At 48.1% G+C, this 24,601-nt stretch carries 25 protein-coding genes and 1 riboswitch; of the genes, 23 read left to right on the top strand and 2 right to left on the bottom strand.

Annotation, left to right across the window (positions count from 1 at the left end):
- Positions 1–292 precede the first annotated feature (292 nt).
- Complete coding sequence (locus AC506A_RS10725) at positions 293–940, bottom strand: transcriptional regulator (protein WP_495460915.1); 648 nt, start codon at positions 938–940, stop codon at positions 293–295.
- 512 nt (positions 941–1,452) lie between these two features.
- Here AC506A_RS10725 and AC506A_RS10720 point away from each other — a divergent pair.
- The 11 genes from AC506A_RS10720 to AC506A_RS10670 all read left to right on the top strand — a co-directional run bounded on the left by AC506A_RS10720 (position 1,453) and on the right by AC506A_RS10670 (position 11,563).
- Positions 1,453–2,385: a sigma-70 family RNA polymerase sigma factor gene (locus tag AC506A_RS10720; protein ID WP_495460914.1), complete on the top strand. Its 933-nt coding sequence runs from the start codon at positions 1,453–1,455 to the stop codon at positions 2,383–2,385.
- A 74-nt stretch (positions 2,386–2,459) separates the two neighbouring features.
- Positions 2,460–2,918: a VOC family protein gene (locus tag AC506A_RS10715; RefSeq protein ID WP_495460913.1), complete on the top strand. Its 459-nt coding sequence runs from the start codon at positions 2,460–2,462 to the stop codon at positions 2,916–2,918.
- Between the two features lie 125 nt (positions 2,919–3,043).
- The gene (locus AC506A_RS10710; protein WP_495460912.1) at positions 3,044–3,616 is read left to right on the top strand and encodes a guanylate kinase; all 573 of its coding nucleotides are present in this window, start codon (positions 3,044–3,046) and stop codon (positions 3,614–3,616) included.
- A gap of 138 nt (positions 3,617–3,754) precedes the next feature.
- Positions 3,755–4,123 (top strand): DoxX family protein, encoded by a 369-nt coding sequence (locus AC506A_RS10705; protein ID WP_495460911.1) that lies wholly within the window; start codon positions 3,755–3,757, stop codon positions 4,121–4,123.
- A gap of 165 nt (positions 4,124–4,288) precedes the next feature.
- Complete coding sequence (locus AC506A_RS10700) at positions 4,289–5,098, top strand: NAD-dependent epimerase/dehydratase family protein (RefSeq protein WP_495460910.1); 810 nt, start codon at positions 4,289–4,291, stop codon at positions 5,096–5,098.
- A 37-nt stretch (positions 5,099–5,135) separates the two neighbouring features.
- A complete protein-coding gene (locus AC506A_RS10695; RefSeq protein WP_495460909.1) occupies positions 5,136–6,041 on the top strand; it encodes an aldo/keto reductase in 906 nt (301 codons plus the stop codon).
- Between the two features lie 372 nt (positions 6,042–6,413).
- Positions 6,414–7,754 (top strand): ABC transporter substrate-binding protein, encoded by a 1,341-nt coding sequence (locus AC506A_RS10690; RefSeq protein ID WP_495460908.1) that lies wholly within the window; start codon positions 6,414–6,416, stop codon positions 7,752–7,754.
- A gap of 129 nt (positions 7,755–7,883) precedes the next feature.
- On the top strand, positions 7,884–8,759 hold the full coding sequence (locus AC506A_RS10685) for a carbohydrate ABC transporter permease (protein ID WP_495460907.1): 876 nt from the start codon (positions 7,884–7,886) through the stop codon (positions 8,757–8,759).
- 19 nt (positions 8,760–8,778) lie between these two features.
- Entirely contained in the window at positions 8,779–9,618 is an 840-nt protein-coding gene (locus AC506A_RS10680) for a carbohydrate ABC transporter permease (RefSeq protein WP_495460906.1), read from the top strand.
- A gap of 10 nt (positions 9,619–9,628) precedes the next feature.
- The gene (locus tag AC506A_RS10675; protein ID WP_495460905.1) at positions 9,629–10,645 is read left to right on the top strand and encodes a LacI family DNA-binding transcriptional regulator; all 1,017 of its coding nucleotides are present in this window, start codon (positions 9,629–9,631) and stop codon (positions 10,643–10,645) included.
- 81 nt (positions 10,646–10,726) lie between these two features.
- Positions 10,727–11,563 carry a phytanoyl-CoA dioxygenase family protein gene (locus tag AC506A_RS10670; protein WP_495460904.1) on the top strand — a complete coding sequence of 279 codons (837 nt, stop codon included), beginning with the start codon at positions 10,727–10,729 and terminating at the stop codon, positions 11,561–11,563.
- 89 nt (positions 11,564–11,652) lie between these two features.
- Here AC506A_RS10670 and AC506A_RS10665 read toward each other — a convergent pair whose 3' ends face one another.
- Positions 11,653–12,621, bottom strand: coding sequence for an aminoglycoside phosphotransferase family protein (locus AC506A_RS10665; RefSeq protein WP_495460903.1), 969 nt, complete (start codon positions 12,619–12,621; stop codon positions 11,653–11,655).
- A 114-nt stretch (positions 12,622–12,735) separates the two neighbouring features.
- On the opposite strand from AC506A_RS10665, the gene AC506A_RS10660 reads away from it, so the two are divergent.
- From AC506A_RS10660 to AC506A_RS10605, 12 genes are all read left to right on the top strand, one after another.
- Positions 12,736–13,116 carry a VOC family protein gene (locus AC506A_RS10660; protein ID WP_495460902.1) on the top strand — a complete coding sequence of 127 codons (381 nt, stop codon included), beginning with the start codon at positions 12,736–12,738 and terminating at the stop codon, positions 13,114–13,116.
- Between the two features lie 143 nt (positions 13,117–13,259).
- Positions 13,260–14,495, top strand: coding sequence for a multidrug effflux MFS transporter (locus AC506A_RS10655; protein ID WP_495460901.1), 1,236 nt, complete (start codon positions 13,260–13,262; stop codon positions 14,493–14,495).
- Between the two features lie 497 nt (positions 14,496–14,992).
- Positions 14,993–17,056 carry a methyl-accepting chemotaxis protein gene (locus tag AC506A_RS10650; RefSeq protein WP_495460900.1) on the top strand — a complete coding sequence of 688 codons (2,064 nt, stop codon included), beginning with the start codon at positions 14,993–14,995 and terminating at the stop codon, positions 17,054–17,056.
- A gap of 91 nt (positions 17,057–17,147) precedes the next feature.
- A riboswitch (TPP riboswitch) is annotated at positions 17,148–17,258 on the top strand.
- A 72-nt stretch (positions 17,259–17,330) separates the two neighbouring features.
- A complete protein-coding gene (locus AC506A_RS10645) occupies positions 17,331–18,623 on the top strand; it encodes an acetylornithine deacetylase (RefSeq protein ID WP_495460899.1) in 1,293 nt (430 codons plus the stop codon).
- 3 nt (positions 18,624–18,626) lie between these two features.
- On the top strand, positions 18,627–19,322 hold the full coding sequence (gene tenA, locus AC506A_RS10640; protein WP_495460898.1) for a thiaminase II: 696 nt from the start codon (positions 18,627–18,629) through the stop codon (positions 19,320–19,322).
- Positions 19,310–20,137: an ABC transporter ATP-binding protein gene (locus tag AC506A_RS10635; protein WP_495460897.1), complete on the top strand. Its 828-nt coding sequence runs from the start codon at positions 19,310–19,312 to the stop codon at positions 20,135–20,137. The genes tenA and AC506A_RS10635 overlap by 13 nt, the downstream gene beginning before the upstream one ends.
- The gene (locus AC506A_RS10630; protein ID WP_495460896.1) at positions 20,134–20,886 is read left to right on the top strand and encodes an ABC transporter permease; all 753 of its coding nucleotides are present in this window, start codon (positions 20,134–20,136) and stop codon (positions 20,884–20,886) included. The genes AC506A_RS10635 and AC506A_RS10630 overlap by 4 nt, the downstream gene beginning before the upstream one ends.
- Before the next feature lie 13 nt (positions 20,887–20,899).
- Positions 20,900–21,907 carry an ABC transporter substrate-binding protein gene (locus tag AC506A_RS10625; protein ID WP_495460895.1) on the top strand — a complete coding sequence of 336 codons (1,008 nt, stop codon included), beginning with the start codon at positions 20,900–20,902 and terminating at the stop codon, positions 21,905–21,907.
- A gap of 19 nt (positions 21,908–21,926) precedes the next feature.
- Complete coding sequence (locus AC506A_RS10620) at positions 21,927–22,940, top strand: ThiF family adenylyltransferase (RefSeq protein ID WP_495460894.1); 1,014 nt, start codon at positions 21,927–21,929, stop codon at positions 22,938–22,940.
- Positions 22,941–22,958: 18 nt separating this feature from the next.
- On the top strand, positions 22,959–23,576 hold the full coding sequence (thiE, locus tag AC506A_RS10615) for a thiamine phosphate synthase (RefSeq protein WP_495460893.1): 618 nt from the start codon (positions 22,959–22,961) through the stop codon (positions 23,574–23,576).
- Positions 23,577–23,586: 10 nt separating this feature from the next.
- The gene (gene thiS / locus AC506A_RS10610) at positions 23,587–23,787 is read left to right on the top strand and encodes a sulfur carrier protein ThiS (RefSeq protein ID WP_495460892.1); all 201 of its coding nucleotides are present in this window, start codon (positions 23,587–23,589) and stop codon (positions 23,785–23,787) included.
- 3 nt (positions 23,788–23,790) lie between these two features.
- On the top strand, positions 23,791–24,570 hold the full coding sequence (locus AC506A_RS10605) for a thiazole synthase (RefSeq protein WP_495460891.1): 780 nt from the start codon (positions 23,791–23,793) through the stop codon (positions 24,568–24,570).
- Positions 24,571–24,601 lie beyond the last annotated feature (31 nt).

Raw genomic sequence — 24,601 nt, 5'->3', positions numbered from 1 at the left:
CCCAATCCAGACCATGCAGCTGAATGGGGAACTAAGGCTGTGCAGCTCGGCAACGGTCTTCACCAGAAAATGCGACTCAAAATTCTAACGGTTGTGAGAATGCCTATTTCACATATATCGCCCGGTTTTATTTTCTAACGGTTGCCAGAGAGCTTATTTGGACGTTTACCACTAGAAATCTGCCATTTTGCTGCAAATAACGACTGTCACAACCGTTAGAGTTTCAAAAGTAGTCGTTTCCACGAAATAGCCACTCTGGCAACCGTTAAAATTTGATCCTAACGCACTCATGTTATGGAACTAGTCGATAGGTACGATAGCGCTGGTTTCCACTAGCCACCTCCAGCAGCTTTCGATCTACCAGGCAGCGAAGAATAACTCGGATGCGATTTTCAGTGAGCTGTAAGTGACTCGAGATCTCGGCCGGTGTAACAGGACGCATTAGTCTGTGAGCATATCGTAATATTTCGGCTTCAGCCCAGTTGAGTCCAGTGGGAACTGAACGGGCTAGAAACTTTCCAACGAAAGAAAGGACGAGCTGCTTGCAAACTCCTGGGTCATCTCGGATGGATAAGTACGCAATGGGTAGGAATAGCCAGTCATCCAGAACGAGTAGCGACTGTTTCATACATAAATCTTTGAAGCGGCTGACCTCAATGTCTCTGGCATGGCTCCGATAGTCTTGAATCTCAATACAACCTTTTAGATTGCCTGGCATGTACGCAAAGTCCAGATACCGATATCCGTTATTAAAGTCCCTGACTTCGTATTCAGGGAATAGATGCTCTAGATTTCCTATAGCAGGAAACCAGATGAAGCGCAAAAAGTCAATCGAACCGCGGCTGAGTCCTTTTGCTAGCATTTCTCGTCTTCTCGGACTTTTCTCCTCAGCAATTTGCTGCTCCATCCAGTTTTGATAGACGTCATCAAATCTACTCATTCCTCTTCACATCCATTTCGAAGAATAAAAAAACCGCCTCAGTACGTCAATGTCGAATCAACATGACGTACCAAAGCGGTATGTGCTTCACACCGTATATAGAATGAAATATACCATGATATGGGAATAGGTTCAATTGGAACCTTGCTTTGTATTTACGAGTACCCAATACTATAATGATAGAAAACATGGATAGAAGATGAGGCCGCTAATGTAATACCGATTATGATCGTCTACCCTTTCTTCCAGCGATTCTTCGTCAAAGGGATTACCGTTGGCGCGGTAAAAGGGTAGTCAGGGGCTCCAAAGTCTACGCACTTATAACAACAAGATCGCCTTAACCTACCTGCATGGTCAGGTGGTTGGCGATCTTTTTATGTTCTGGTAGCTAGCAGTCAACACCGCGGTCCGCGGAATGCGCTAACGAACCGTAGGGGCTCTGGCGAACAAGAAGGATTATGATTCTTGTCTATGGAACTACTTAAAGTTGGTGAACTAGGAGGGGTTATATTTTGAAAGATGAAGAACTTGTTTCGGCCACCGTCCAAGGGGATGTCCATGCTTTTTCTTTATTGGTAGAGAAATATTCCAATGCGCTCTGTTCAGTTGCTTATGGAGTCATTGGTGATTACCATATGGCACAAGATATTGTTCAAGAATCTTTTGTTAAGGCCTACTTTAAATTACATACATTAAAGGATGCTGCCAAGGTGGGCAGCTGGCTATACGGAATTACGTATCGGCAAAGCATTGATGTGAAGAGAAAACTGCAAACAGCTCAGCATGCGCTAGAAGAAACAGCAGGATTAGACCATCCACTATCCTTCGACGAGATCGTGGAGAAAAGGGAAATCCAAGCGGAAATTTGGAAAGCTTTAAATGGTTTGGATGAACGTAATCGGATTATCATGATTTTATTTCATATAAGCGGGTTTTCCATGGAGAGTATAGGGAAGTTTCTTAATATGTCGATCAGTGCAGTTGAAAGCTGCCACCGAAGGACGCGGAAGCTATTGAGGCTGGAACTAATGGATGTTTACTTCGATGGTTTAACCAATCAATATCCGGCTCAAACGATGAAGTCCAAAGTAACCGCTAGTGTAATTAAAAGGGCTGGTCATTTTTACATTCCTGTATCAGACAAGACACGGTCGTCAGCATGGTTTATGGAGCATTTTGGATTATCTTCGGATCAGAATGGGGATCTGGTCCTTCCATCGGGGCAATTCCTATATTTATTACCAATAAAACCTTCCGGCGCTGTCTCTAACGAAGACTTTTTCATTCCCGTATTGTCTTTTGAGGTTGATAATAGTATGGAAGTGTATGAAAGACTCAAGAAGAGCGGTATCCATATAAACGATCAAGTAGAAAACTTGACTGGTAAACACTTTTACTTCCATGACCTGGACAACAACTGCTTTGGTATTTATCAATCCAAATAAATGTTGAATGGAACGACGGAATTTAGAATCGATGTTCGTCTATTTAATGAATACTAAATTGGAGGTTGATGAGCATGGATAAGCAAGCATTGAACTTGCAGGAGAAGGAAGATCAAGAGGTGGTTAAACCGCTTCTGAAGAGAGTATCCCATAACTATTTACCTGTTTCCGATTTGAAAAAAGCATTAGCATGGTATATGAAGTACCTTGGATTAAAGCATATTAGCGATAACCGTACAGAAAGAAACGATGGCGGGATTCTTATACTTGGCAATGGTCAATGGTTGTTTCTTCTGGAATCAAAGAGCAATAGAAATGCAAACTTTGTTACGGATGATTGGGAAGGTGACGACTACGAAATGTTCTCGCTCACATTTGAGACAGATGACATCATTAAACTTCATGAGTCGCTTCGAAAGAGCGGAACGCATGTAGAGCCCGTTATTGGTCATGATGGCTGCGGTCTTCAATTTAAGTTTAAAGATCCGGACGGAAATAAATTTAATGTGTGGCAGGATCCTGATAAAGGGTAAGCGGCTATACGCCTTATGAAAAGCGGAGAACGGCAGAGATGCCGTTTTTTGTTTTCCCATGACCTAATCGGCCTGCCATTTTTGTTCGATATATAGTGTAGAAGTGTACGAAGGAGGCGGTGAAGATGACAAAGCAGCCGGACATTTTCGTATTTACAGGAACGTGTGGGTCGGGCAGGAAAACGACAGCCCACCTAATAGGTAATGAGTTCAATTTGAAGCATGTTGTGTCATGTACGACTCGATTACCTCGAGACAAGGAAAGGCCGGATTTGGACTATCACTATTTATCCAGAGATGAATTTGCAGAAACGGAACGCCATGGTCGCTTTGCGCAAACCGTGGAAATCGACAATGAGCGGTACGGGATACGGAAACAGGATTTAGAGGATGCGCTGCGAAGCGGACAAAGCGTCTATCTGATTTTGAACCGGGAAGGCGCATCGGTCATGAAACAATTGTACGGAGACCGCGTCATTCGTCTCTTTCTTTATGTAGATAAACAGACGGTCAGAGAACGGCTGGAAAGCAAAGGGGCCGGTCCAAAAATGATGGACCATGTGCTGAATCATTATACGGAAGAAGTCGTTTATCGTAAAATGTGCGAGCACGTCTTGCAAAATCTTGCCTTAACCGACACGCTCAAACAAATACGGGAAGTCATCCGTGGATATCGTCCCGATTTAAGGGGAGGCTGAGAATGAAAAAATGAGTACGCCTCACTCGACTGGGTCTGATTCAGATTAATGCTTTACAGGACACCTAATGGTGTTATATTATGAATTAGGACACTGATTGGTGTCCGATTAAGATGATAAAAAGGGAGTGGATTTAACATGCATATACTAGCCATCATTCTTCAAAGCTGGCTGCTTTTCTCCATGGCATTCTTTGGTGGAAGCAAGCTTGCAGGAGCAAAGCATCAAGTCGAACTATTTGATTCAGTGAAACTTCCCCAGTGGTTCCGTGTCATTACGGGCATCATTCAAATTGCAGCATGCGTGGGGCTCATTGTCGGTTACTGGTCAGCAGGATATGCCGCATGGGCAGGAATATTGGTCGGCGTTATGATGATCATTGCACTGATCGCGCATTTCAGAGTGAAACATCCTTTCGCAAAATTGTTTCCGGCTCTACTAAATCTCTTGATCGCTGCTGCGGTAGTAATCTTATATGCAGACGATCTGTCTAATCTTGTTGGATAGGCTGTAATTCAAGTCCACGACTAGTTTCGTGGGCTTTTTTTTATACCGATAAACGGAGATGGTGTACTAACCCAAAGGTAACCTAGTGAAATTAAAGTGCGTACTATTCATATTTAGTATAGTTGTTTATATTCTTAGTAACGGGCCGTAAAGGAGGCGAAATAGTTGCATGTATTGATCACAGGCGCGTCAGGAAGTGTAGGTTCGGGAGCAGCAGAGCAGCTTTCTCAGAAGCATAATGTAAGGTTGTCCGATGTGCGAGACATAGAAACTTCGTTACCCTATTATCAAGCAGACGTCCGGTTGCACGGGTCCTTGGATTCGGCAATGGAAGGTGTAGATGTAGTCATTCATACTCCGGCCTTTCACGGCATTCATATGGGAACGAATTCAGAGAAGGAATTTTATGATTTGAACGTCACCGGGACGTTCGAAATGTTCCAATCGGCTGTCCGTAACAACGTTCGCCGTGTGGTGTGGCTGTCGAGTATGTCGTTTTTTGGAAACGATTTCTACGCCTACACTAAGAAATTGGGAGAACAATTGTGTCAGTTTTATCATGACCGGCATGGCCTCGAGATTATCATCCTGCGTCCTACGGACTTCACGCCGTACCGCGATCTGCGACATTATGGCGAACGGTTGCTGCATGGCGGGGTTGACCGCCGCGACATCATTGATGCGGTATGCCTCGCGGTTGAATGTAAACAAACTTACGGTACGTATCATCTAGTGAGAGAAGATGCATTTACGGAAGAAGATGTCCTGGCTTATCCTGATTCTCCGGTACAAGTGCTGGAGAAGGTGTATCCCGGCGCAATGGCGATTATCGAGAAGTATCAACTTCATCTGCCGGAGCAAATTATGACATCCGATTTGTCCATCGCCAAAGCCGAACTCGGCTATCATCCTAAATATAACTTCGGGACATTCGTTAATGAAAACACCAATCAAGGCGTAATCCTGGGCTCTTAATCCGATCTGTACATTATCTGAAATGGAGTGAAAATGGATGCAGAAGAGACAATTGGGACGAACTGGGCTGGAAGTTACCTCACTAGGGTTTGGTGCGATGGAAATTCGAGGACCTCGAATCTGGGGCGGTCGTCCCGTAACGGATTCCGAGGCGGAGCGAATCCTAAACGCCGTGCTGGATGCCGGAATCAATTTTATTGACACCGCTTACGATTACGGGTTAAGCGAAGAGTACATCGGGCGATTCATCAGCCACCGACGCAGCGAGTATTTCTTAGCAACCAAATGCGGCTGCACGGTCGTCGATGCCGGCGACCATGATGAGACACCTCACGTATGGACTAGAGATAATCTATTGCGCAATGTAGATGTAAGCTTACGAAGAATGAAGACCGACTACATCGACCTCATGCAGCTTCATAATCCTACCGTTGATCAAACCGATGAAGGACAGTTGATTGATGTGCTGAAGGAAATTCAAGCAACAGGTAAAGTGCGGTGGATCGGAATATCTTCAACACTTCCCCACATCTCAAAATACATCGAAACCGGCGTATTTGACAGCTTTCAAATCCCATACTCTGCACTAGAGCGTGATCACGAAAACGTGATCTCAGATGCAGCACATTCAGGTGCGGGAACCATCATCCGCGGTGGAGTTGGGCGTGGTGAACCGGGAGTAGGTTTGGGCAATGGGGATAAATGGGCCGCCTGGGAAAATGCCAAGCTCGACGAACTATTGGAAGATGGAGAAAGCCGTACAGCGTTCTTGCTGCGGTATACCTTAAGTCACCCAGACTTGACGACAACGATCGTCGGGACCAAGAGTCCGGAGCATTTGACGGAAAACATTCGGATTGCCCAGAAAGGCGTGCTTTCAGCTGATGTTTATGAGGAAGCGAAACGGCGCCTTCTAGATGCAGGGCAGTTTCCGAAGACATAGATAAGCGAATGAATCAGAGAAGCGTCCACTTGTGGACGCTTTTTGTTATGATGTGCCCGCCTAACCAGCTGCGAATCCTCGACAAGAAGTGGCTTTTTATTGGATGGGAGGCTATTTTGTCGAATCCTAACAACTTCAATCGAATGGTAAATACTTCCTTGTAATCGCTTCCATCAGTAATTATAATGAAGGCGCAGTCTTCCTTAAACGTTTCGGAAGAAGCGTTAATTCATTTTCCATCTAGAAAGGAGTGTTCCGGTTCCACTTTTTTTGCAGACTCGTATGCTAACAATTCGAACTGATACCCACCACATTTTCAGTCATACTTCACTCAAACGGAAGTAACGAGCTAAAATTAGGGGAGGTTTATCTGTGAAGAACATTAGTTTCTTACTAGTTGCAATCCTTCTTGTTGTATCGTTGGCAGCTTGCAGCAGCAACAACAATAACAACGGCAAATCAGCAAATTCAAATAGTGGCACTACCAATGCAGACAGCGGCAAAGAAGTTGTAATCAAGTTCCCGAGCTACAAAACGGGAAATAACGTCGGAGCGATCTTCTACCTTCCTCAGATTGAACGCTTTAACCAGAAGTATGCCGGCAAGTACAAGATTGAGATCGAAGAAATCGTGCAAGACGAATACTCGAAGAAAATAAAACTCCTCTATCAGCAGAAGAAACTCCCTCCGCTTATCGAAGTCGATAAAGAGCTTGCCGACATTATGATTAACAACGGCGACCTCCTCGATTTGAAACCTTACATCGACAATACTCCAGAAATCAAAAACATTTTGATTGATGATTCTGTTAAATATAACACGGATAAGAACGGCAATATTGTTTCGCTGCCACTTGCTTTCGAGCGTCCAATCGGACTGTATTACAACAAAGAATTGCTCCAGAAAGCCGGCATTACGGAACCGTCGACGACATGGGACGGATTCTTCAGTGATTTGGATAAATTGAAAGCGGCCGGGGTTACGCCGCTATCCCTCATGACCGGCGAGAACGGTTGGACGACGATGCTGCTTGCTTCCGCCATGATTGCCTCGGAGACAGAAGGTCAAGATCTATTAACAAAAGGCGATATCGTGACCAACTTTAACTCGCCGCTGTGGATAGATACCTTTGCAAAGGTGCAGAAGCTGCTAACGGATTACACAACAAAATCCGCGCTTGGTGCGACCTACTCCATCGCAGCCAATGAATTCTTCAGCGATAACACGGCGATGATCGCGAACGGTCCATGGATGGTAGGGGACTTCAGCAATCCAGACAAAGCCTCCGAGGGTTTCGCGGGTAAAGTAGGTGCAACCATCTATCCGAATGGCGTTGCGCTCGGCTCTGCTGACGGATACTGGTATTCTATTCCTAAGGATACACCTCAGGAAACGGTGGATGGTTTGATTGAGTACTTCAAATTCATCTACTCTCCGGATGAATTGAATGCATTTCTGGTAGCAGAAGGCGGCTTTGCTCCAAAGCTGCCAATGCCCGATGATGCGAAAGCAAAGCTGGATCCGATTCTGAGACAGTTAAACGATGAAGTAGGCTCCAAGATGAAAACACTGAATCGATTGATCTATGATATCGTGCCGCAATCCGTTGCGGATCTGTTTGCCAAAAACTTGCCTCTTCTAGCTACGAACGATATGACTCCCGAACAGTTCTGTAAAGCGATGACAGACACAGCCGAGAAGTTTAAGAAATAACGAACATGCCATTAAGGATTGGTCTCGCAAGGAGCGTATGGCGTGTCGCTTATGCGCTTCTTGGCCAGAGACTCTAAGTTAATCTTAATGGCATGCATCGATTACCGCTCTTCGGGGAGGAGTTCTGTCATGTACAAGTACAATAAATTCTGGGTTTATCTCTTTATCGTGCCTACGTTTATCGTCTTTTTGACGTTCTATTTGGTCCCGATTCTGACCGTGTTTACAACCGGATTCATGGAGTGGAATGGCTTTAACTCCGCTAAATTTATTGGATTCGATAATTATAAAATGATTTTCCTGGACGACAATACGATTATCGTCTCCTTACTGAATCTATTGAAATGGTCGCTCATTGCCACCTTCATTCATGTCCCTTTCGGAGCACTTGTTGCGTTTATAATCTTTAAGAGGCCGGTCGGCTGGAGATTTGTGCGTGGTGTATTCATGATTCCCAATGTTATTGCAGTTTCGGCATGGGCGATTATCTATCGCTTTATCTTCAATGACCAGATGGGTCTGCTCAACAATTTCATTCGAAAGCTCGGCTTCTCGAACTTTCATACGAATTGGTTCTTCGATCAGCAATACGCGTTCTCTGCAATCAGCTTAACATGGGTCTTCTACGCGGTAATCGTAACGCTGCTCGTCTTATCTGACCTGATGGCGATTCCTAAGGAACTGCATGAAGCGGCGAAAATTGACGGTGCGACAGAAGCTCAAATCCACTGGAGGATCAATTTGCCATTGATTCGCGGTTCGCTGGGGACTTCGGTTATATTATCGATCATTGCGAGAATTACGATGTTCGAAGCGATCTTCTTGACAACCAAAGGCGGGCCAGGGAACTCCACGTATAATATTTCGGTCATGCTCTACGATGGCATCGTTAACTATCAATTCGGTTATGCCAATGCGGTCGCAACGATCATGATTATTCTGGGGATCGGGGTTCTGGCCATTACGACCAAAGTGTTCAAGATGAACAAAAGTGTCTACAACTGATAGGTGGTGATCCTGCTTTATGAAGGCTGAACCTTTGAAACGCGGCCTGGTAGGGGCTTTCAGTTATTTGGTGCTCTTATTCACAGTCTGCATATCGCTCGTCCCGCTGCTCTGGATTGTCGTCTCTTCGTTTAAATCAAACAAGGCGATATTAAACACGCCGTTTTCGCTTCCGGTCGATATTAATTTCCATGCCTATTATTCAGTGCTGAAGATGAATAACTTCTTAAGCAATACGACGAACTCTGTCCTGATATCGGTTTCCTCTACACTCATTGCGCTTCTATTCTACGCCTTAGCGGCTTATTCTTTTGCCAAATTTGAGTTCAAGGGCAAACATGTATTGTTTGTGCTGTTCTCGATTACGCTGCTCATCCCCGGCCATGCGACGGCACAGCCCATTTTCTCCTTCATCAATATCACCGGACTCTATGATACGAGACTGGCACTCATTGTCGTATACATATCGGCAGGACTGGCTGTATCGCTGTTCATCATGAGGGCCACGTTCCTCTCCATTCCAAGAGAGCTCGATGAAGCGGCCTATATGGAATCGGCTAACTTCTGGCAGGTGTTCTTCTATATCAATTTGCCGCTTGCCAAATCAGGCTTGGCAACCGCAGGCATTCTGATGTTCCTCGGTAACTGGAACGAATTTTTCTATGGGTTCATGCTAACGGCTTCCGCAGAGAATCGGACGCTGCCTGTCGCTTTGCAATTTTTCACCGAACAATTCTCGTACAACTACACCCAGCTATTCGCAGCACTGACGCTCGTGACGCTGCCTAGCATTATTTTATATATGGTGGCTCAGGAACAGGTGCAGCAAAGCGTTGTCAGCGGCGGGGTGAAAGGTTAGGTGAGTGCGGTTGGCGACGATTAAAGATATTGCAAGGATGGCCGGAGTATCGACCACTACCGTTTCCAGAGCACTTAACGGCTATGATGACGTGAGCCAGGAGACAAAACGAAGAATTCATGAAATTGCCGAAGCATTGGATTATTCACCTAATGCGGTAGCGAGAAGTTTGGTATCGAGCAAGACGCGAACCATTGGCGTTATTTTCTCGGGTCTTAAGTATACAGGAGGAAAAGATAATCTCGCCTTCGAGATCTTATGCGGTATCAACGATCGGGCAAACGAGATGGATTATGATATCTTGTTGTTCAGCACAAGTCCGTCTAAGCAGCGGATCAAATCCTACTACAATTTATGCAAAGAGAGAAATGTGGATGGGGCGATTATTTTCGGCTTAAGAGTTGACGATCCGTACCTGGAGGAAGTCATCAAGAAGTCCAATTTCCCTTGCGTCCTCATTGATATCCCATTCTCGAATGAGATTCTGGGGAATGTCACGACCGACAATATTGAAGGGGTTCGATTGGCCATTCATCATTTAATGGAATGGGGCCATACGAATATAGCGATGATCAACGGCTATGCTGAAGCACATGTCAGCGAGCAGCGGTTAAGGGGTTTTAAGAAGGCGCTCTTCGAACGCGAATATGCTTTCGATTCTTCGAAAGTTTTCGATGGAAAGTTTTCTGAAGAGGGCGGGGAACAGGCGATGATGCGTATTTTGGATGAACATCCGGGGGTTACGGCCGTATTTTGCTCCAGCGATTTGATGGCGCTCGGCGCGATGAGAGCTCTTGAGAAGAGGGGGAGAAAAGTGCCCGATTCGGTATCCGTCGTCGGCTATGACGACATCATTCTCTCCTCGTATTGTACGCCGAAACTGACCACCGTTCATCAAAACAAATACGAGATGGGCTGGGCATCGGCAAAGCTGCTGATCGAGATGCTCGAAGGAACGGATGTTGACCACAACGTGGTGCTGAAGAATGAATTAATCGTGCGGGAGAGTACAAAGCGATTACTGTAAAGCTGACGTGTACATCATGATGGCGATCGTCCCAAACGTTTAAGTAGCCGTTCATTAAATCCAAGTGGAGGTTGGTATGAAATGAGACTTAGCGCCGAGGAACTGGAAAGTGGCAAGTTATCTCCGGAAACGTTAGAACTCGCCATTCAGCTGATCAAAGTCAACGGTTATGTGTTATTTGAAGAAGTTTTGCCCAGAGCACAAGTGGAGGAGTTGTTCGACAGCTATACAGCTATTCTAGATCCTTACTTTGAAGAGCATCGTGAAGAGATTCTGAACCCGAAGAACGGATTTAACGATGGCACCAACCACGTTCGTCTATACCTGCCGTTTGAGAAGCCGTTTTGCGATGAAGCGATTATTGCGAACCCATTCGTGACCGAAATCGTAGATCGGATTTTGGGTGAAGACTGCTTAATGACCTATTTTGCAACAAACACGTCCATGCCCGGCGGTAAACAATCACAGCCAGTGCATTCGGATACATCCTCGCGCTACGGCGACAAATACGCAGCGAATTTGCCGATTGTGAACTTAATTGTCAATTATCCGCTTGTAGATGTTCATAAGAATAACGGTCCCATGGAGATATGGCCGGGCGGGACGCATCTGCATCCGGACAACTGGTATGCGCCTAATGCATTCAGCAAATCAAAGCTCGCCGAACATATGCATGGCATCAAGATGCTCATGCCGGCAGGCTCCATCTTGATTCGCGATGATCGAGTTTGGCACCGCGGTACGCCGAACAAGTCCGATAAGCATAGACCGAATATCGCGCTTATTTACTCGGAGAACAGGCATCGTGAAGGCACGATTCAAATTCCGCAAGAAACGTACGATCAGCTGTCAGAGAAAGCGCAGCGTTTGCTGCGAAATGAGAAGGTCGGCTTTCCTGTTGCGGAGCCGAAACATTAGTTGATTAACTAGAAAAACCGCATTGCACCCTGAGAAGAGGGTGCAATGCGGTTTTTGGTGTGTGCTGCTGTGGCGTTTCGCGTAACGCGTTACGAATCGTTCCTGTTCTTGAAATCAGTGAGCACTTCATCAATAATTCGTTTTGCGACGGAGGCAAATACAGGGTTGGTGTCCTTGTAATAAGGCAATGCGAACAAGCCCATCGACAATGCATAGCCGCGGCCCCGCGCCCAGGTTGCGTCATCCGGCTGCAGCACTGCACGGAATTTAGGCCGCGTTGCGTCGGTGAGAATACTCCAAGCAAACAGCATGTCGACTGCGGGATCGCCGAGGCCCATACAGCCAAAGTCGATAACGGCACTAATACGACCTTGTTCAATGAGTAAATTCCCTGCGTGGATATCACCATGAATCCAGACGCCAGCCCCTTGCCACTCCGGTGCTTGCAGAGCTTCTTCCCAAGCCAGTGTTGCCGCGCGTTGGTCAATCATACCTTCGAGTTCAGTGATGGCCTTGCGAACACCGGTATCTCTCGGTGCTAATGACATGCCTCGTGAGGATGCCGGAGGTGCAGCTTCGGCTTCGGACGCAAACCCTTCTGCGCTGCCGAGGTCGATACGCTGCATGGCGCTGACGAACTGTGCGATATCGGCTGCAGCTTGATCCAGATCGTCGATGCTCTGGGCAATCGCATCTACTCCCTTGAACCACCGATAGACAGCCCATTCCCACGGATAACCCTCGGCGGGAACCCCAATTGCGAGCGGGGCGGGAATGGCTAACGGTAGATGAGGCGCGATTCTGGGCAGCCACAATCGTTCTAATTCAGCTTGTCCTGTTGCCCAATCGATGCGTGGCATTCGAACGGCTAATTCCTCGCCAAGTCGAAAAATCGCATTGTCCGTTCCGCTAGACTTGATCCGAGTGATCGGAAGCTCCGCCCACTGCGGGAATTGTTCGGCGAGTAACCGTTTCACTAGCGAGGCATCAATCTCGACCTCGTTATTGTGCATTTTGACGGTATTTGAAATGGGTTGTAATCGATCTATGTTTGTCATAGAACCTCCTAAAAGTGTTATTCGTTATAGCTGCAGGTTCCAAAAGTTGTATGGTTTCCATCGCAATCACGCTCGCTCTCAATTAATATACATTCATTGTAGGAGTATTTTTCATTGGCTGCAAGGCGAGCGGGAGAGCAACAAAGCGAAAAGTTGATAGAGCGGATTGACGCGGTATTTTTGCCGGTACGGGATTTGGGGAAAGCGCTAGAGTGGTATACTGAGATTTTTGGACTTGAGGTGCGTTGGCAGAATAAGAGGTTTGCAGGATTAGCTGTAGGCGACAACGTTGGTTTTCATCTCGTCGAGGTGAAGGACTATGTGGCTAATCAAAATTATTGCCCGTTCAACTTTGCTGCGAACGATTTGGATTCGGTACGAGCTAAGATGGAAGAGCGTGGAGTGAAGCTGACCGGTTATCGCGAAGGCGAGCCGAGGCGGTTTGACTTCTTTGACCTTTACGGTAATATATTGACGGTTATACAGATCGGATAGAGAGTTTGTAAGAATAAGCCAACTCGTGGTTACGGGTTGGCTTATTTTGTGTACTCGCATTTGTTGTCGGCTTCCGTGCAGGTGTGATAGGATGAGAAACAGACTCTTAGCACGGAATCGAACAGAAGGAGATTTGCTATATTATGACCAGCAAAAACAGTCGGAATGTGTTTAGATTAGCTATGCTGCTCGGTTTATTCTCGACACTCGGACCTTTTACGATCGATATGTATTTACCAGCGTTCCCGGAGATTGTGAAGCAATTCGATACGACAGCTTCACTGGTACAGCTCAGCTTAACCGCTTGTTTACTCGGACTTGGCATCGGCCAGCTCGTCATGGGTTCGCTGAGCGATGTCTACGGAAGACGCAATCCCCTGCTAATCTCTATGGCTGTTTATGTTGCAGCCTCGTTAGCTTGTGCAATCTCGCCTAATATCGGGGTGTTGATCGCCTTACGGTTCGTACAAGGATTTGCCGCCGCGGCTGGCATTGTCATTTCTCGTGCAATCGCACGGGACCTGTACAGCGGTCATGAACTTACGAAATTTTTCTCGCTGCTTCTGCTTGTCGGTAACTTGGGGCCGCTCGTGGCGCCGGTTTCAGGCAGCGGCGTTCTTTCATTCACGACGTGGATCGGCGTATTTATTGCACTGGCACTGCTCGGAATCTATTTATTAATGATGACCAAATGGGGACTTCAGGAGACGCTGCCAGCTGATCGCCGCAGGCCCAGCAATTTCGTGGAGCAGCTGCGGAACTATGGGTCGCTCTTGCGGGAACGCCAGTTTCTCGGTTATATGCTTGCACAGGGCATTATGATCGCAGGGGTCTTTGCCTATGTTTCGGGAACGCCTTTTATTTATCAAAATATTTATGGGGCCTCACCGACTGTATTCGCTCTTTTATTTGCATCGAACGGCATTAGCTTAATCATCGGATCCCAGCTGGTGGGGCGGATGGCGCATCGCGTATCCGAGCACGCCTTTCTGTTATTCGGCCTTGGGCTAGCCTTACTGGCAAGCGTCATCGTCTTAGTGGTCGGCATCGTCCATGGACCGCTCGTCGCACTCGTGATTCCGCTGTTTATCTTCGTAGCAGCAATCGGCATCACGTCAACGGCAGCATTCCCGCTTGCGATGGAGAGCCAGGGGCATATGGCGGGCAGCGCGGCTGCACTGCTTGGAGTTGTTCCTTTCTTACTTGGAGCGGTTGTCTCCCCGCTTGTCGGTATCGCAGGAGAAGACACGGCCGTTCCGCTAGGCGTCATTATATTAATGACGAGCTTCACCGCGTTGCTGGCTTACTACTTTCTGGTAAGAAGAGGCCCGCGACGTATAGCGGCTCAAGATAGCAATGATTTGAAGATTGCGAACTAGTTGAATGAACTTTAAGCGGATATGCCGCTATCAGCGCGGAAATTAGCTCATTTGTAGCATCGATAGCGGAAATACCGCTTATTGAGCCGATTCCAGGGTCGAAACGAGCTCATGTTGCGAGTTTTTCAGACTTTAAGCGGATATGCCGCTATCAGCTCAGGAATCAGTCAGTTTGGAGCATCGATAGCGGATATGCCGCTTATCGAGTCGGTTCTCGTGTCAAATCAAGCTCATCAAGTGGATTTCTCAGACACCGCATTGTACCCTTTAATGAAAAGGGCTGCAATGCGGTTTTTTGCTGCCATGTTGTTTAGCGGAGGGTTCTATACATTTTTTGCAATTTGTACTTGAATTGTTGGATTATATCCTTGTATGGCATCCATATTTTAGTATAATAGATTCACAAACATTAGCGTTTACAGAACCTCTTAGCTAATAAGAGGTTTTTTATTATGTTTGCGAGATTATGCATCCATGAACAGAAAGGGACATCCTAGATGAAAACCGTAAAAACAAAGATCATGATTGCCATTATTATGTGTTCGGTTGTCGCAGTACTAGTTGTTGGATTAATCGGAATCAACACGGCGAATCAAATGCTGAAGCAATCCTCTGATGAGGCGGCCAAGCTGAACGTCGATTCCAAAGCGAAGAGTTTGAATCTTACGATCGAGGCGATCGAGCACTCGGTTAATGGGCTTGCTGTTTCGGCCATCTCGATGCTTGATGATGTACAGAAGTTTAAGACAGACGCTGGGTACGTGAAGGATCTTCAAGAGAAGATTAGACCGCTGGCGGAGCAGTTCTCGCAAAACACAGAAGGTGCCATGGCGTTCTATATCCGATTCAATCCGGATTTTACCGCGCCGACATCTGGACTGTTTCATGCAGATTCGGACGGAGACGGCAAGATTGAACAGCTGGTGCCTACAGATTTCAGCCAATACGATCCGACCGATCTCGCTCATGTGGGCTGGTATTATATCCCGGTGAACGCAGGCAAACCGGTTTGGCTGGATCCCTACATGAACGAGAATATCAACGTCAAAATGATCAGTTATGTCGTACCGATCTTCAAGGAAGGCGAGTCGATCGGTATCGTAGGCATGGACATTAACTTCAACCTGTTCACCGATATCGTCAATAGCATCAAACCTTATGAGAATAGCTACGGCGCGTTGTTGAACGCGAATCTAGATTTCCTCATTCATCCGCAATTGAAGCAAACCGATAATCTGGCCAGCATTCATGCAAGTCTGGCAGAACAGATCAAGAAGCAGGAACTTGGCGTTATGACGGTTCAAGAAAATAACGAAGACAAAATGATCTCGTTTGCGAAGCTGTCCAACGGGCAAACGTTGTTGATCGATTCTTCGAAAAGCGATATTTATAGCGATGTGTTCACGCTCACGAAGCGCATTATCATCGTATTAATCTGTGTTGCACTCCTAGCTGCCCTAGTTGCTTATTTGATGGGAAGCCGAATTTCGAAGCCGCTGAAGACACTCATTCTCGATATGAGGCGTGTGAAGGAAGGCGACTTTACGGTTCGGACATCGATTCGCAGCAAAGACGAGATCGGAGAGATTGGCTCGAATTTCAACGGTATGGTGGAGGAACTGGAGAACCTTACGAGAAACATTCGCACGGTGTCCGGTCAAATTCATTCTTCATCTCGCTCCCTTGCATCCGTAGCGGAAGAAGTAACGGCATCTTCGGAGGAAGTGTCGGCTTCCCTATATGAGATTGCGCAAGGCAATAAGATGCAATCGTATTCGATCGAGAAGAGCTCGGAGATATCCGCGAATCTATCCGATAAATTCAAGCAGCTTTACGATAATACAAACGTCATTCTTCAAGTTGTGGACGGCATGCAGGCCAGCAACGAGAACGGAATGTCCTTGATGAGAGATTTGAACGCAATCAATCAAGATAACGGACAAGCGATTAACAATATCGAGCGGGAAATCTTTAATTTGAATGATAAAACGCAAAATATCAGCACAATTATCGAGCAATTATCCCATATCGCGAATCAGACGAATTTGCTGGCCTTGAATGCCTCTATCGAGTCATCGCGAGCAGGAGAAGCTGGAAAAGGTTTTGCTGTTGTGGCAAGCGAGATTAGGAAGCTGGCTGAGCAGTCACGCAAATCGACGGAAAATATTAGCGAGATCATCCTCAATGTGCAATCGGATGCGAGCCATACGGTCGGCGCGATGAAGCAAGTAAAGGAGAGATCGATGGAGCAATCCGAAGCGATCGTCCAATTAAGTCAAGCATTTGGGCTGCTGTCGGGCACAATCAATCAGATCACGGAAATCCTTCAAACGAACGGAACCTTTATTACCGAAGTATCCGGCGATTCGAGTCAGTTGGCCGGCGAAGTACATGAGATGTCGTCCATCTCCGAAGAGAGCGCTGCATCTTCCGAGCAAGTCTCGGAAACGATGGCAGAACAGGTGAAAGGCTTCGGCAAAGTTGTCGAAGAGGCAGATGCGCTCAATCAATTGTGTACGACGCTGAATGATCTCGTGAAGAAATTTAACGTAAATCAATAGTAAGGCTGCCTTATAGGCTGCATCATGCTAGGTGATATTTTAACTTTTGTTGTCAATTGTAGGTTTATAAGCTATAGTGAGGATAATTTCATAATGAAAGTACGGGTGCTGGATGGAGTCTGGCTGAGATAGGGAACGTTATTTCCCTGACCGTTAATCTGAACCAGGTAATGCTGGCGTAGAGAACGTATCGAATTCAAACCATTCGTATATTCTCGAATGGTTTTTTTCTGTTGTTCGTGCCTGCTTTCCTACGGAAAGGAGAACATAGGTAATGAGAGAATCCATCATTTCACATTTGCAGCATCAAGTGGAGGAGCGCCAGGATGAACTGTTTGCTCTGCTGGCTGAACTGGTCGCTTTCCCGACGGTCAGCCCACCTGCTCGAAACACGTTAAAGGCACAGCAGGTTCTGCAGGAATATCTCCAATCAAGCGGATTCGAGGCGGAATTGTGGGAGGTTTATCCCGGCGATCCGAACGTGACAGCGATCAAACACGGCACGCAGCGGGAGAAGTATCAGAGCTTGCTGCTGAATGGTCACATGGACGTTGCTGAGGTAGGAGATAGCAGCGAGTGGGTCAATGATCCATTCCAGCTGACCTTGAAAGATGGTAGAGCCTATGGCAGGGGAACTTCGGATATGAAAGGCGGGCTCGCCGCCCTTCTATTCGCCGTGAAGCTGCTAACCGAAGCGGGAATTGAGCTGAAAGGCGATCTCCTGTTTCATTCCGTTATTGGTGAAGAGGCTGGCGAAGCCGGGACGCGTGCTTGCATGGAACGTGGATATAAAGCGGATTTTGCCGTTGTAGCGGATACGAGCGGAATGGCTATTCAAGGACAAGGCGGGGTCATCACCGGCTGGGTGACGATCCAAAGTCCGGTTACCTTCCATGATGGCATGCGAGCACGAATGATTCATGCAGGCGGAGGCATTCAAGGGGCTAGCGCTATCGAGAAGATGGCCAAACTGATTACAGGGCTTCAAGAGCTGGAGCGTCACTGGGCTGTTACGAAATCCTACCCCGGTTTTCCGGCAGGTTCAAATACGATTAACCCCGCCGTTATTGAAGGAGGTCGCCATGCAGCGTTCATCGCAGATAAGTGTGCGCTCTGGATCACCGTACATTTTTATCCAAATGAGGATTTTGAGACAGTTGCCGCTGAAGTGGAGGAGCATTTGCTTGCAATCGCACAGGCCGATCCTTGGCTGCGAAACAATCCGCCTGCTTTCCGGTGGGGCGGCCGCTCGATGATTGAAGAACGCGGCGAAATATTCCCTTCCTTAGAGTTGGATACGCAGAGCGATGGATTGAAGGCCTTGTTCGCGAACCACCAACAAGTGCTAGGCACCGAACCTTTGATGGGCATGAGTCCAACGGTAACGGATGCAGGCTGGTTGGGGCGGGCAGGAATTCCAACGGTCATCTACGGTCCAGGCGAGCTTGCGCATGCGCATGCCGTTAATGAAAGCACGGACATGAAGGAGCTAGTGGATTACGTCAAGGTGATGATCGGCTTCATTGCGGATTGGTGTAACCGGAGCAAGCCGGACGATGAAGGATAGAACATGCAAGAGGATGGAGGAATACCGGTGAGTCGATTTAGTGAAAGGCTGTACCATTCAGCACATGATATTTGGGCGAAGAGCCACCAGCATCCCTTTCTGACGGAATTGCGAGAAGGGACGCTTGATCCGCAGCGGTTTATCTATTATTTGAAGCAGGATTATGTGTATCTGATCGATTATGCCAAGTTGTTCGCGATGGGGAGCATGAAGGCAAGAGATATGGAAACGATGGTAAAGTTTGCGGAGCTGCTTCACTCCACGCTGCATGTCGAGATGGAGCTCCACCGGGGTTACGCGGAGCGCTTCGGAGTGACGCCAGAGGAGCTAGAGCAGACACGTCCTGCGCCAACGACCGTTGCGTATACCAAATATTTGCTCGATGTCGCCGCACAGGGCTCACTCGCAGAGGTGGTAGCCGCACTGCTCCCATGTATGTGGAGCTACCAGGAGATTGGAGCTGCTTTTATGAAGATTCCGGGCGCCTTGGATCACCCGCTTTATCGGGAGTGGATCTTGATGTACGGCTCCGAGGAATTCGAGGCACTCACCAATTGGTGCATTGGTTTGATGGATCGTTTGGCAGAAGGCCAGCCTGAACGAGAGCTTGCGCAGCTAGAGGAACGTTTCCTTATCGCGTCCAAGCTTGAATATATGTTCTGGGATATGGCTTATCGGCAAGAGGAGTGGCCGGTTTGAGCACAACAATCGAGGCAGGAAGACAGCAAGCCGCGTTATCGGTACGCGGGCTAAGCTTCTCTTTTCCACAAGAATCGCCGTTGTTCGAATCGTTGAGCTTTGACATTAAACAAGGTGAATTTGTAAGTATTCTAGCGGCAAGCGGGATCGGGAAAACAACGCTGTTCCGGTTGTTGTCCGGACTGCTTGCTCCTACAGCAGGAACGATTGCGATTGGCGCAGCAGGCGACACGGCGACAGAAGCAACGAAGCACGGGAAGATCGGATATATGCCGCAAAAGGATTGCCTTCTCCCATGGAGAACCGTTCTCGATAATGCCGCAATAGGCTTGGAGCTGCGCGGAACGACGAAGCGGGAGGCACGTCGCCAAGTACTAGAGCTGCTGCCGGGCCTAGGGTTGGAAGGAACGGAAAACAAATTCCCGCATGAGCTATCCGGCGGCATGCGCCAGCGCGTATCGTTTCTGCGTTCCCTGCTGGGCGGAGGAGAGCTGTTTCTGCTGGATGAACCGTTCAGCGCCTTGGATGCCATGACGCGGATCAGCATGCAAGAATGGCTGCTGCAAGTTTGGGAGCAGCATCGCAAAACGATATTGTTCATCACGCATGACGTCGATGAGGCTCTGCTCCTATCTGATCGGGTACTCGTTGCGGCGCAATCTCCCATCACGACACTTCGTGAGCTGAACGTCAATCTGCCTCGCCCTCGCGGTTATGAAGTGGCGCTCGAAGAGACGTTCATCGGCTTGAAGCGACAGCTGCTGGGTTGGATCGGTTTTGGTACCGGCGACTCGAATGGAGGAGGCCGGTCATGAAACGACGATTAATCGTTAATGTACCTGTCCTTCTGTTCGTGCTGCTGCTGGCTGTATTGTGGGAAGTCGGAACGAGAGTAATGAATATCCCGCATTACATCATCCCGAAGTTATCTGACGTGTTTGTCTCCATGTGGGAGAACAAACAGCTGCTTGGGAAACATTTTGGCGTCACGCTGGGAGAGTCCCTGCTCGGACTGGGCATTTCTGTTGTCTTCGGTACGCTGGCTGCGGCTTGGATTGAAAGCTCCGGCTTAGCTAAGAAGACGATTTACCCGCTAATTGTCGGCTCCCAAACGATTCCGATTATCGCCTTATCGCCAATCATGGTGATGTGGTTCGGTTATGAAATCTGGAGCAAGATCGCCGTTGTGGTCTTGTTCACCTTCTTCCCGCTAGCTGTGAATACAGCAGACGGGCTTCGCTCGGCAGATCCCGATATCGGGGAGTTGATGCGGACAATGGGTGCTCGCAAACGGGATCTCTTCCTGAAGTGGAAAATTCCATCCGCACTTCCGGGATTCTTCACGGGGCTCAAGATGGCAGCCGCAATTAGTGTTGGTGGCGCTACGCTAGGGGAATGGCTTGGGGGAGAAAATGGTCTAGGCATGTACACGAAGCGGGCATCCAATATGCTTCGTGGTGAAGCGGTGTTCTCAGGTGTGCTTTTGTTATCCGCTATGGGGATTATGTTGTTCCTCGTGGTTCAATGGTTAGAGCGTTCGTGTATGGGTCATCGCAGAAGTTAAGTTAAAAGGAGAAATGACAGTGAATTTACGAGAATGGTCGAAGAGCGCATGGAAGGCGGCAGCCCTTGCACTTGTATTACTGGTGGTTGCAGGTTGTGGGTCCAATAAGCAATCTTCAAATGGGGAGACGGAAATCACGGTCCTGCTCGATTGGTATCCGAACGCCGTGCATACCTTCCTGTATGCAGCGCAATCGCAGGGATATTTTGAAGAGGCCGGTTTGAAAGTGAATCTGCAAACTCCGGCGGACACGAACGATGCGCTGAAGCTAGTGGCGACAGGTAAAGCAGATTTAGCGCTGAGTTATCAAATGCAGGTGGCAATATCACGTTCCGAAGGGATTCCGATCGTGTCGGTCGGCGCCATTGTGCGTCATCCGCTCAATCAATTGCTTGTGCTCGATTCGAAGGATATTCACAGTCCCAAGGATTTGGTTGGTAAAAAGATCGGTTACCCATCCATCCCACTCGATGAAGCGATTGTGAATACGATGGTGAAGTCAGACGGCGGCGACCCATCGAAATTGTCCTATACGGACGTCGGTTGGGATCTGATTCCGGCGATGACCACGAAGAAGGTCGACGCGATCATCGGCGGTTACGTGAATCATGAGAAGCTGTTATTGGAGAAAGAGGGCGAGAAGCTGACTGCCTTCGATCCTTCCAAATACGGCGTGCCGGATTATTACGAACTGGTTCTGACTGCAAGTGAGGATGGACTGAAGAGTAATTCCGAACCCATTAAGAAATTCATAGAAGCCGCGGCCAAAGGGCAGGCGTACACGGCGAGCCATCCGGATGAAGCGCTGCAGCTGTTGCTGGATGAACAGAGCGAGGAATTCCCGCTGGACGCTGACGTCGAGAAACAAAGCTTGGCGATCTTGCTGCCGCTCATGGATGCAGGGAAAGATCCTTTTGCCAGCCAGTCGGAGCAATCGTGGAACGACGTTATTACTTGGCTGACAGAACAAGGTCAGATTTCGAAGAGCGTAAAGGCAGCAGAAGCATTCCGCAATTTGTAAGGCGAGGAGAGTCGGACAGGTGAATGAACGATATTCAAGGCAGATGCTGTTTGCGCCCATCGGTGAAGCGGGTCAGCAGAAGCTGAAGGACAGTGCAGTCTTAATCGTAGGCATGGGTGCACTCGGCACTGTGCTGGCTAACCATATGGTAAGAGCCGGTGTAGGCTTGGTGCGGTTTGTAGATCGCGATTATGTGGAGCAGAGCAATTTGCAGCGGCAAATGTTATTTGATGAAGAAGACGTTCGGCAAGGCTACCCCAAGGTCATTGCTGCGGAGAAGAAGCTGCAAAAAATCAATTCCGATGTCCGGCTCGAAGCGATTGTGGCCGATGTCACCGTTCATAATATTGAATCCCTCCTAGAGGGGATAGATTTGGTCCTGGACGGAACGGATAATTTTCAAACGAGATTTCTGCTCAATGATGCATGTTTCCGGAGGGGCATTCCATTTACGTATGGCGGCGCGGTCAGCTCGAGAGGGATGAGTGCGATTCTGGTTCCGGGAAGCACGCCTTGCCTGCGCTGCTTCATTCAATCTGCGGATGCCAGCGGGCAAACCTGCGATACGATCGGCGTTATTGCGCCTGTCGTTGATATAGTCGCTTCCTATCAGGCTGTTGAAGCGATGAAGTATTTGGTCGGTGCGCATGATAAACGCAGAAACAGCTTAGTGACCTTTGATCTGTGGACCAATCACTATTACGATATGAAGCTTGGCGAACCACGGAACAACTGTCCTTGCTGCCAGTTAAAGCAATATCCCGCTCTGGATCAGGCAGAGCAAGACTCGGCTATCTCCTTATGCGGACGAGAAACGGTGCAAATGGCCGGGAATGGGCCGATCGATCTGGAAGTATGGCGAGCACGGCTGGAACCTGCGGTCGTGCAGGTGAGCGTGAATGCTTATTTACTTCGGGCCGAGCTTCCGGAGGGAGAAAGACTAGTCTTATTTCCGGATGGCCGTGTATTCGTGCAAGGAACGGATGATTTGGTTCGCGCTAAGATTTTGTATGCCCGCTATATCGGATCTTAATAGGGAGGGAATCGTAGAATGAAAGAGTTTCGTTTATATGCGATTACAGGAGAGCAGTTTCACCCGGGCCGGGACATGATCGAAGTGATGGAGGAAGCGATTCTCGGCGGCGTGGATATCATTCAGCTGCGGGATAAAACGAGCGGTAAACCAGAGCTGCTGCAGAAAGCTAAGTCGCTTCGGGAGCTTACTCGGAAGCATGGCGTTACTTTTATCGTGAACGATCACATCGATGTTGCGATGGAGTTCGATGCGGATGGTATTCATCTGGGCCAAGATGATGTGCCGCTACATGAAGCAAGACGGATCGTTGGCGACAAAATCATAGGTATCTCCACACACAAGCTTGAGGAAGCGCTGCAGGCTGAACGAGATGGCGCGGATTATATCGGCGTCGGGCCTGTATTTCAAACGAAGACGAAGGTCGATGTCGTTGATCCGGTTAGTGTTTCGTATGTACGCGAGGTGGCAGCGAATATTCGAATTCCATTTGTCGCGATTGGCGGCATTAAACTTGGCAACGTAGATGAAGTCCTCGCCGCAGGCGCGACAAGAATCTGTGTGGTTAGCGGGATCGTCGGGAGCAGCGATGTACGCGGGACTTGCGAAGCGTTCTTCGAGAAGCTGAAGAAATAGGGGTGAGCATATGATGGTGCTTGTAATCAATGGATTGGAGCAGGAGCTGGAGGCTCAGACGATCCAGGATGTCATTGTCCATTATGGATTGGCTGGTAAACCGATCGTGGTTGAGGCAGACGGGGCTGTTCTAACAGCTGCACAATGGGAGACCACAACGGTTCGACCGGATATGCAAATCGAGCTGGTACATTTTGTTGGAGGAGGTTGACGGATGAAGCAGGATATTTTCAAGATTGGCGGCCGTGAATTGACTTCCCGTTTCTTTATCGGTACAGGACTTTTCCCTAATCCATACGTGCAAATGGAATCGATCAAAGCTTCGGGTGCTCAGGTGTTGACCTTTGCTATTCGGCGCATCAACCTTGAGTCGACTGAGGATGATTCCATCCTGCAGCATTTGCAGCATGGCGAATATATGTATCTGCCCAATACGTCCGGTGCAAGGACGGCGGACGAAGCGGTTCGTATCGCCCGTTTGGCGCGTGCTTCCGGCCTGAGCGACTGGATTAAAGTAGAGATTAGCGCAAATGAGCGCACACTGCTGCCGGATCCGATTGAAACGTTGAAAGCAACGGAAATTCTCGTCAAAGAAGGGTTTACGGTGCTTCCTTATATCACGGATGATCCGATCATGTGCAAACGACTGGAAGAAGCGGGAGCAGCTGCAGTTATGCCGGGAGCAGCTCCAATTGGTACCGGACTTGGCATATTGAATCCTTATCATTTAAGCCTGATCGTCGAAGATGCGCAAGTACCGATCATCGTGGATGCCGGCCTTGGCTCGGTGAGTGATGTCACGCAAGCGATGGAGCTTGGCGTATCGGGTGTACTGATGAACACGCCTGTTGCGAAAGCAAGGAATCCTGTCGGCATGGCACAAGCGATGAGAATGGGCATTGAAGCAGGTCGCCTTGCTTATCTATCGGGCCGGATTGAGAAGAAACGTTATGCGTCGGCAAGCAGCGGTTTGGATGCGTATAAATTGAAATAAGGCTAGCGAGTGAGTACTTGGGAGAGTTGGT

This window comes from Paenibacillus sp. N22P23 (assembly GCF_059383735.1).
The sequence above is the reverse complement of the archived record's forward strand: the minus strand, read 5'-3'. Positions and strand labels throughout refer to the sequence as shown.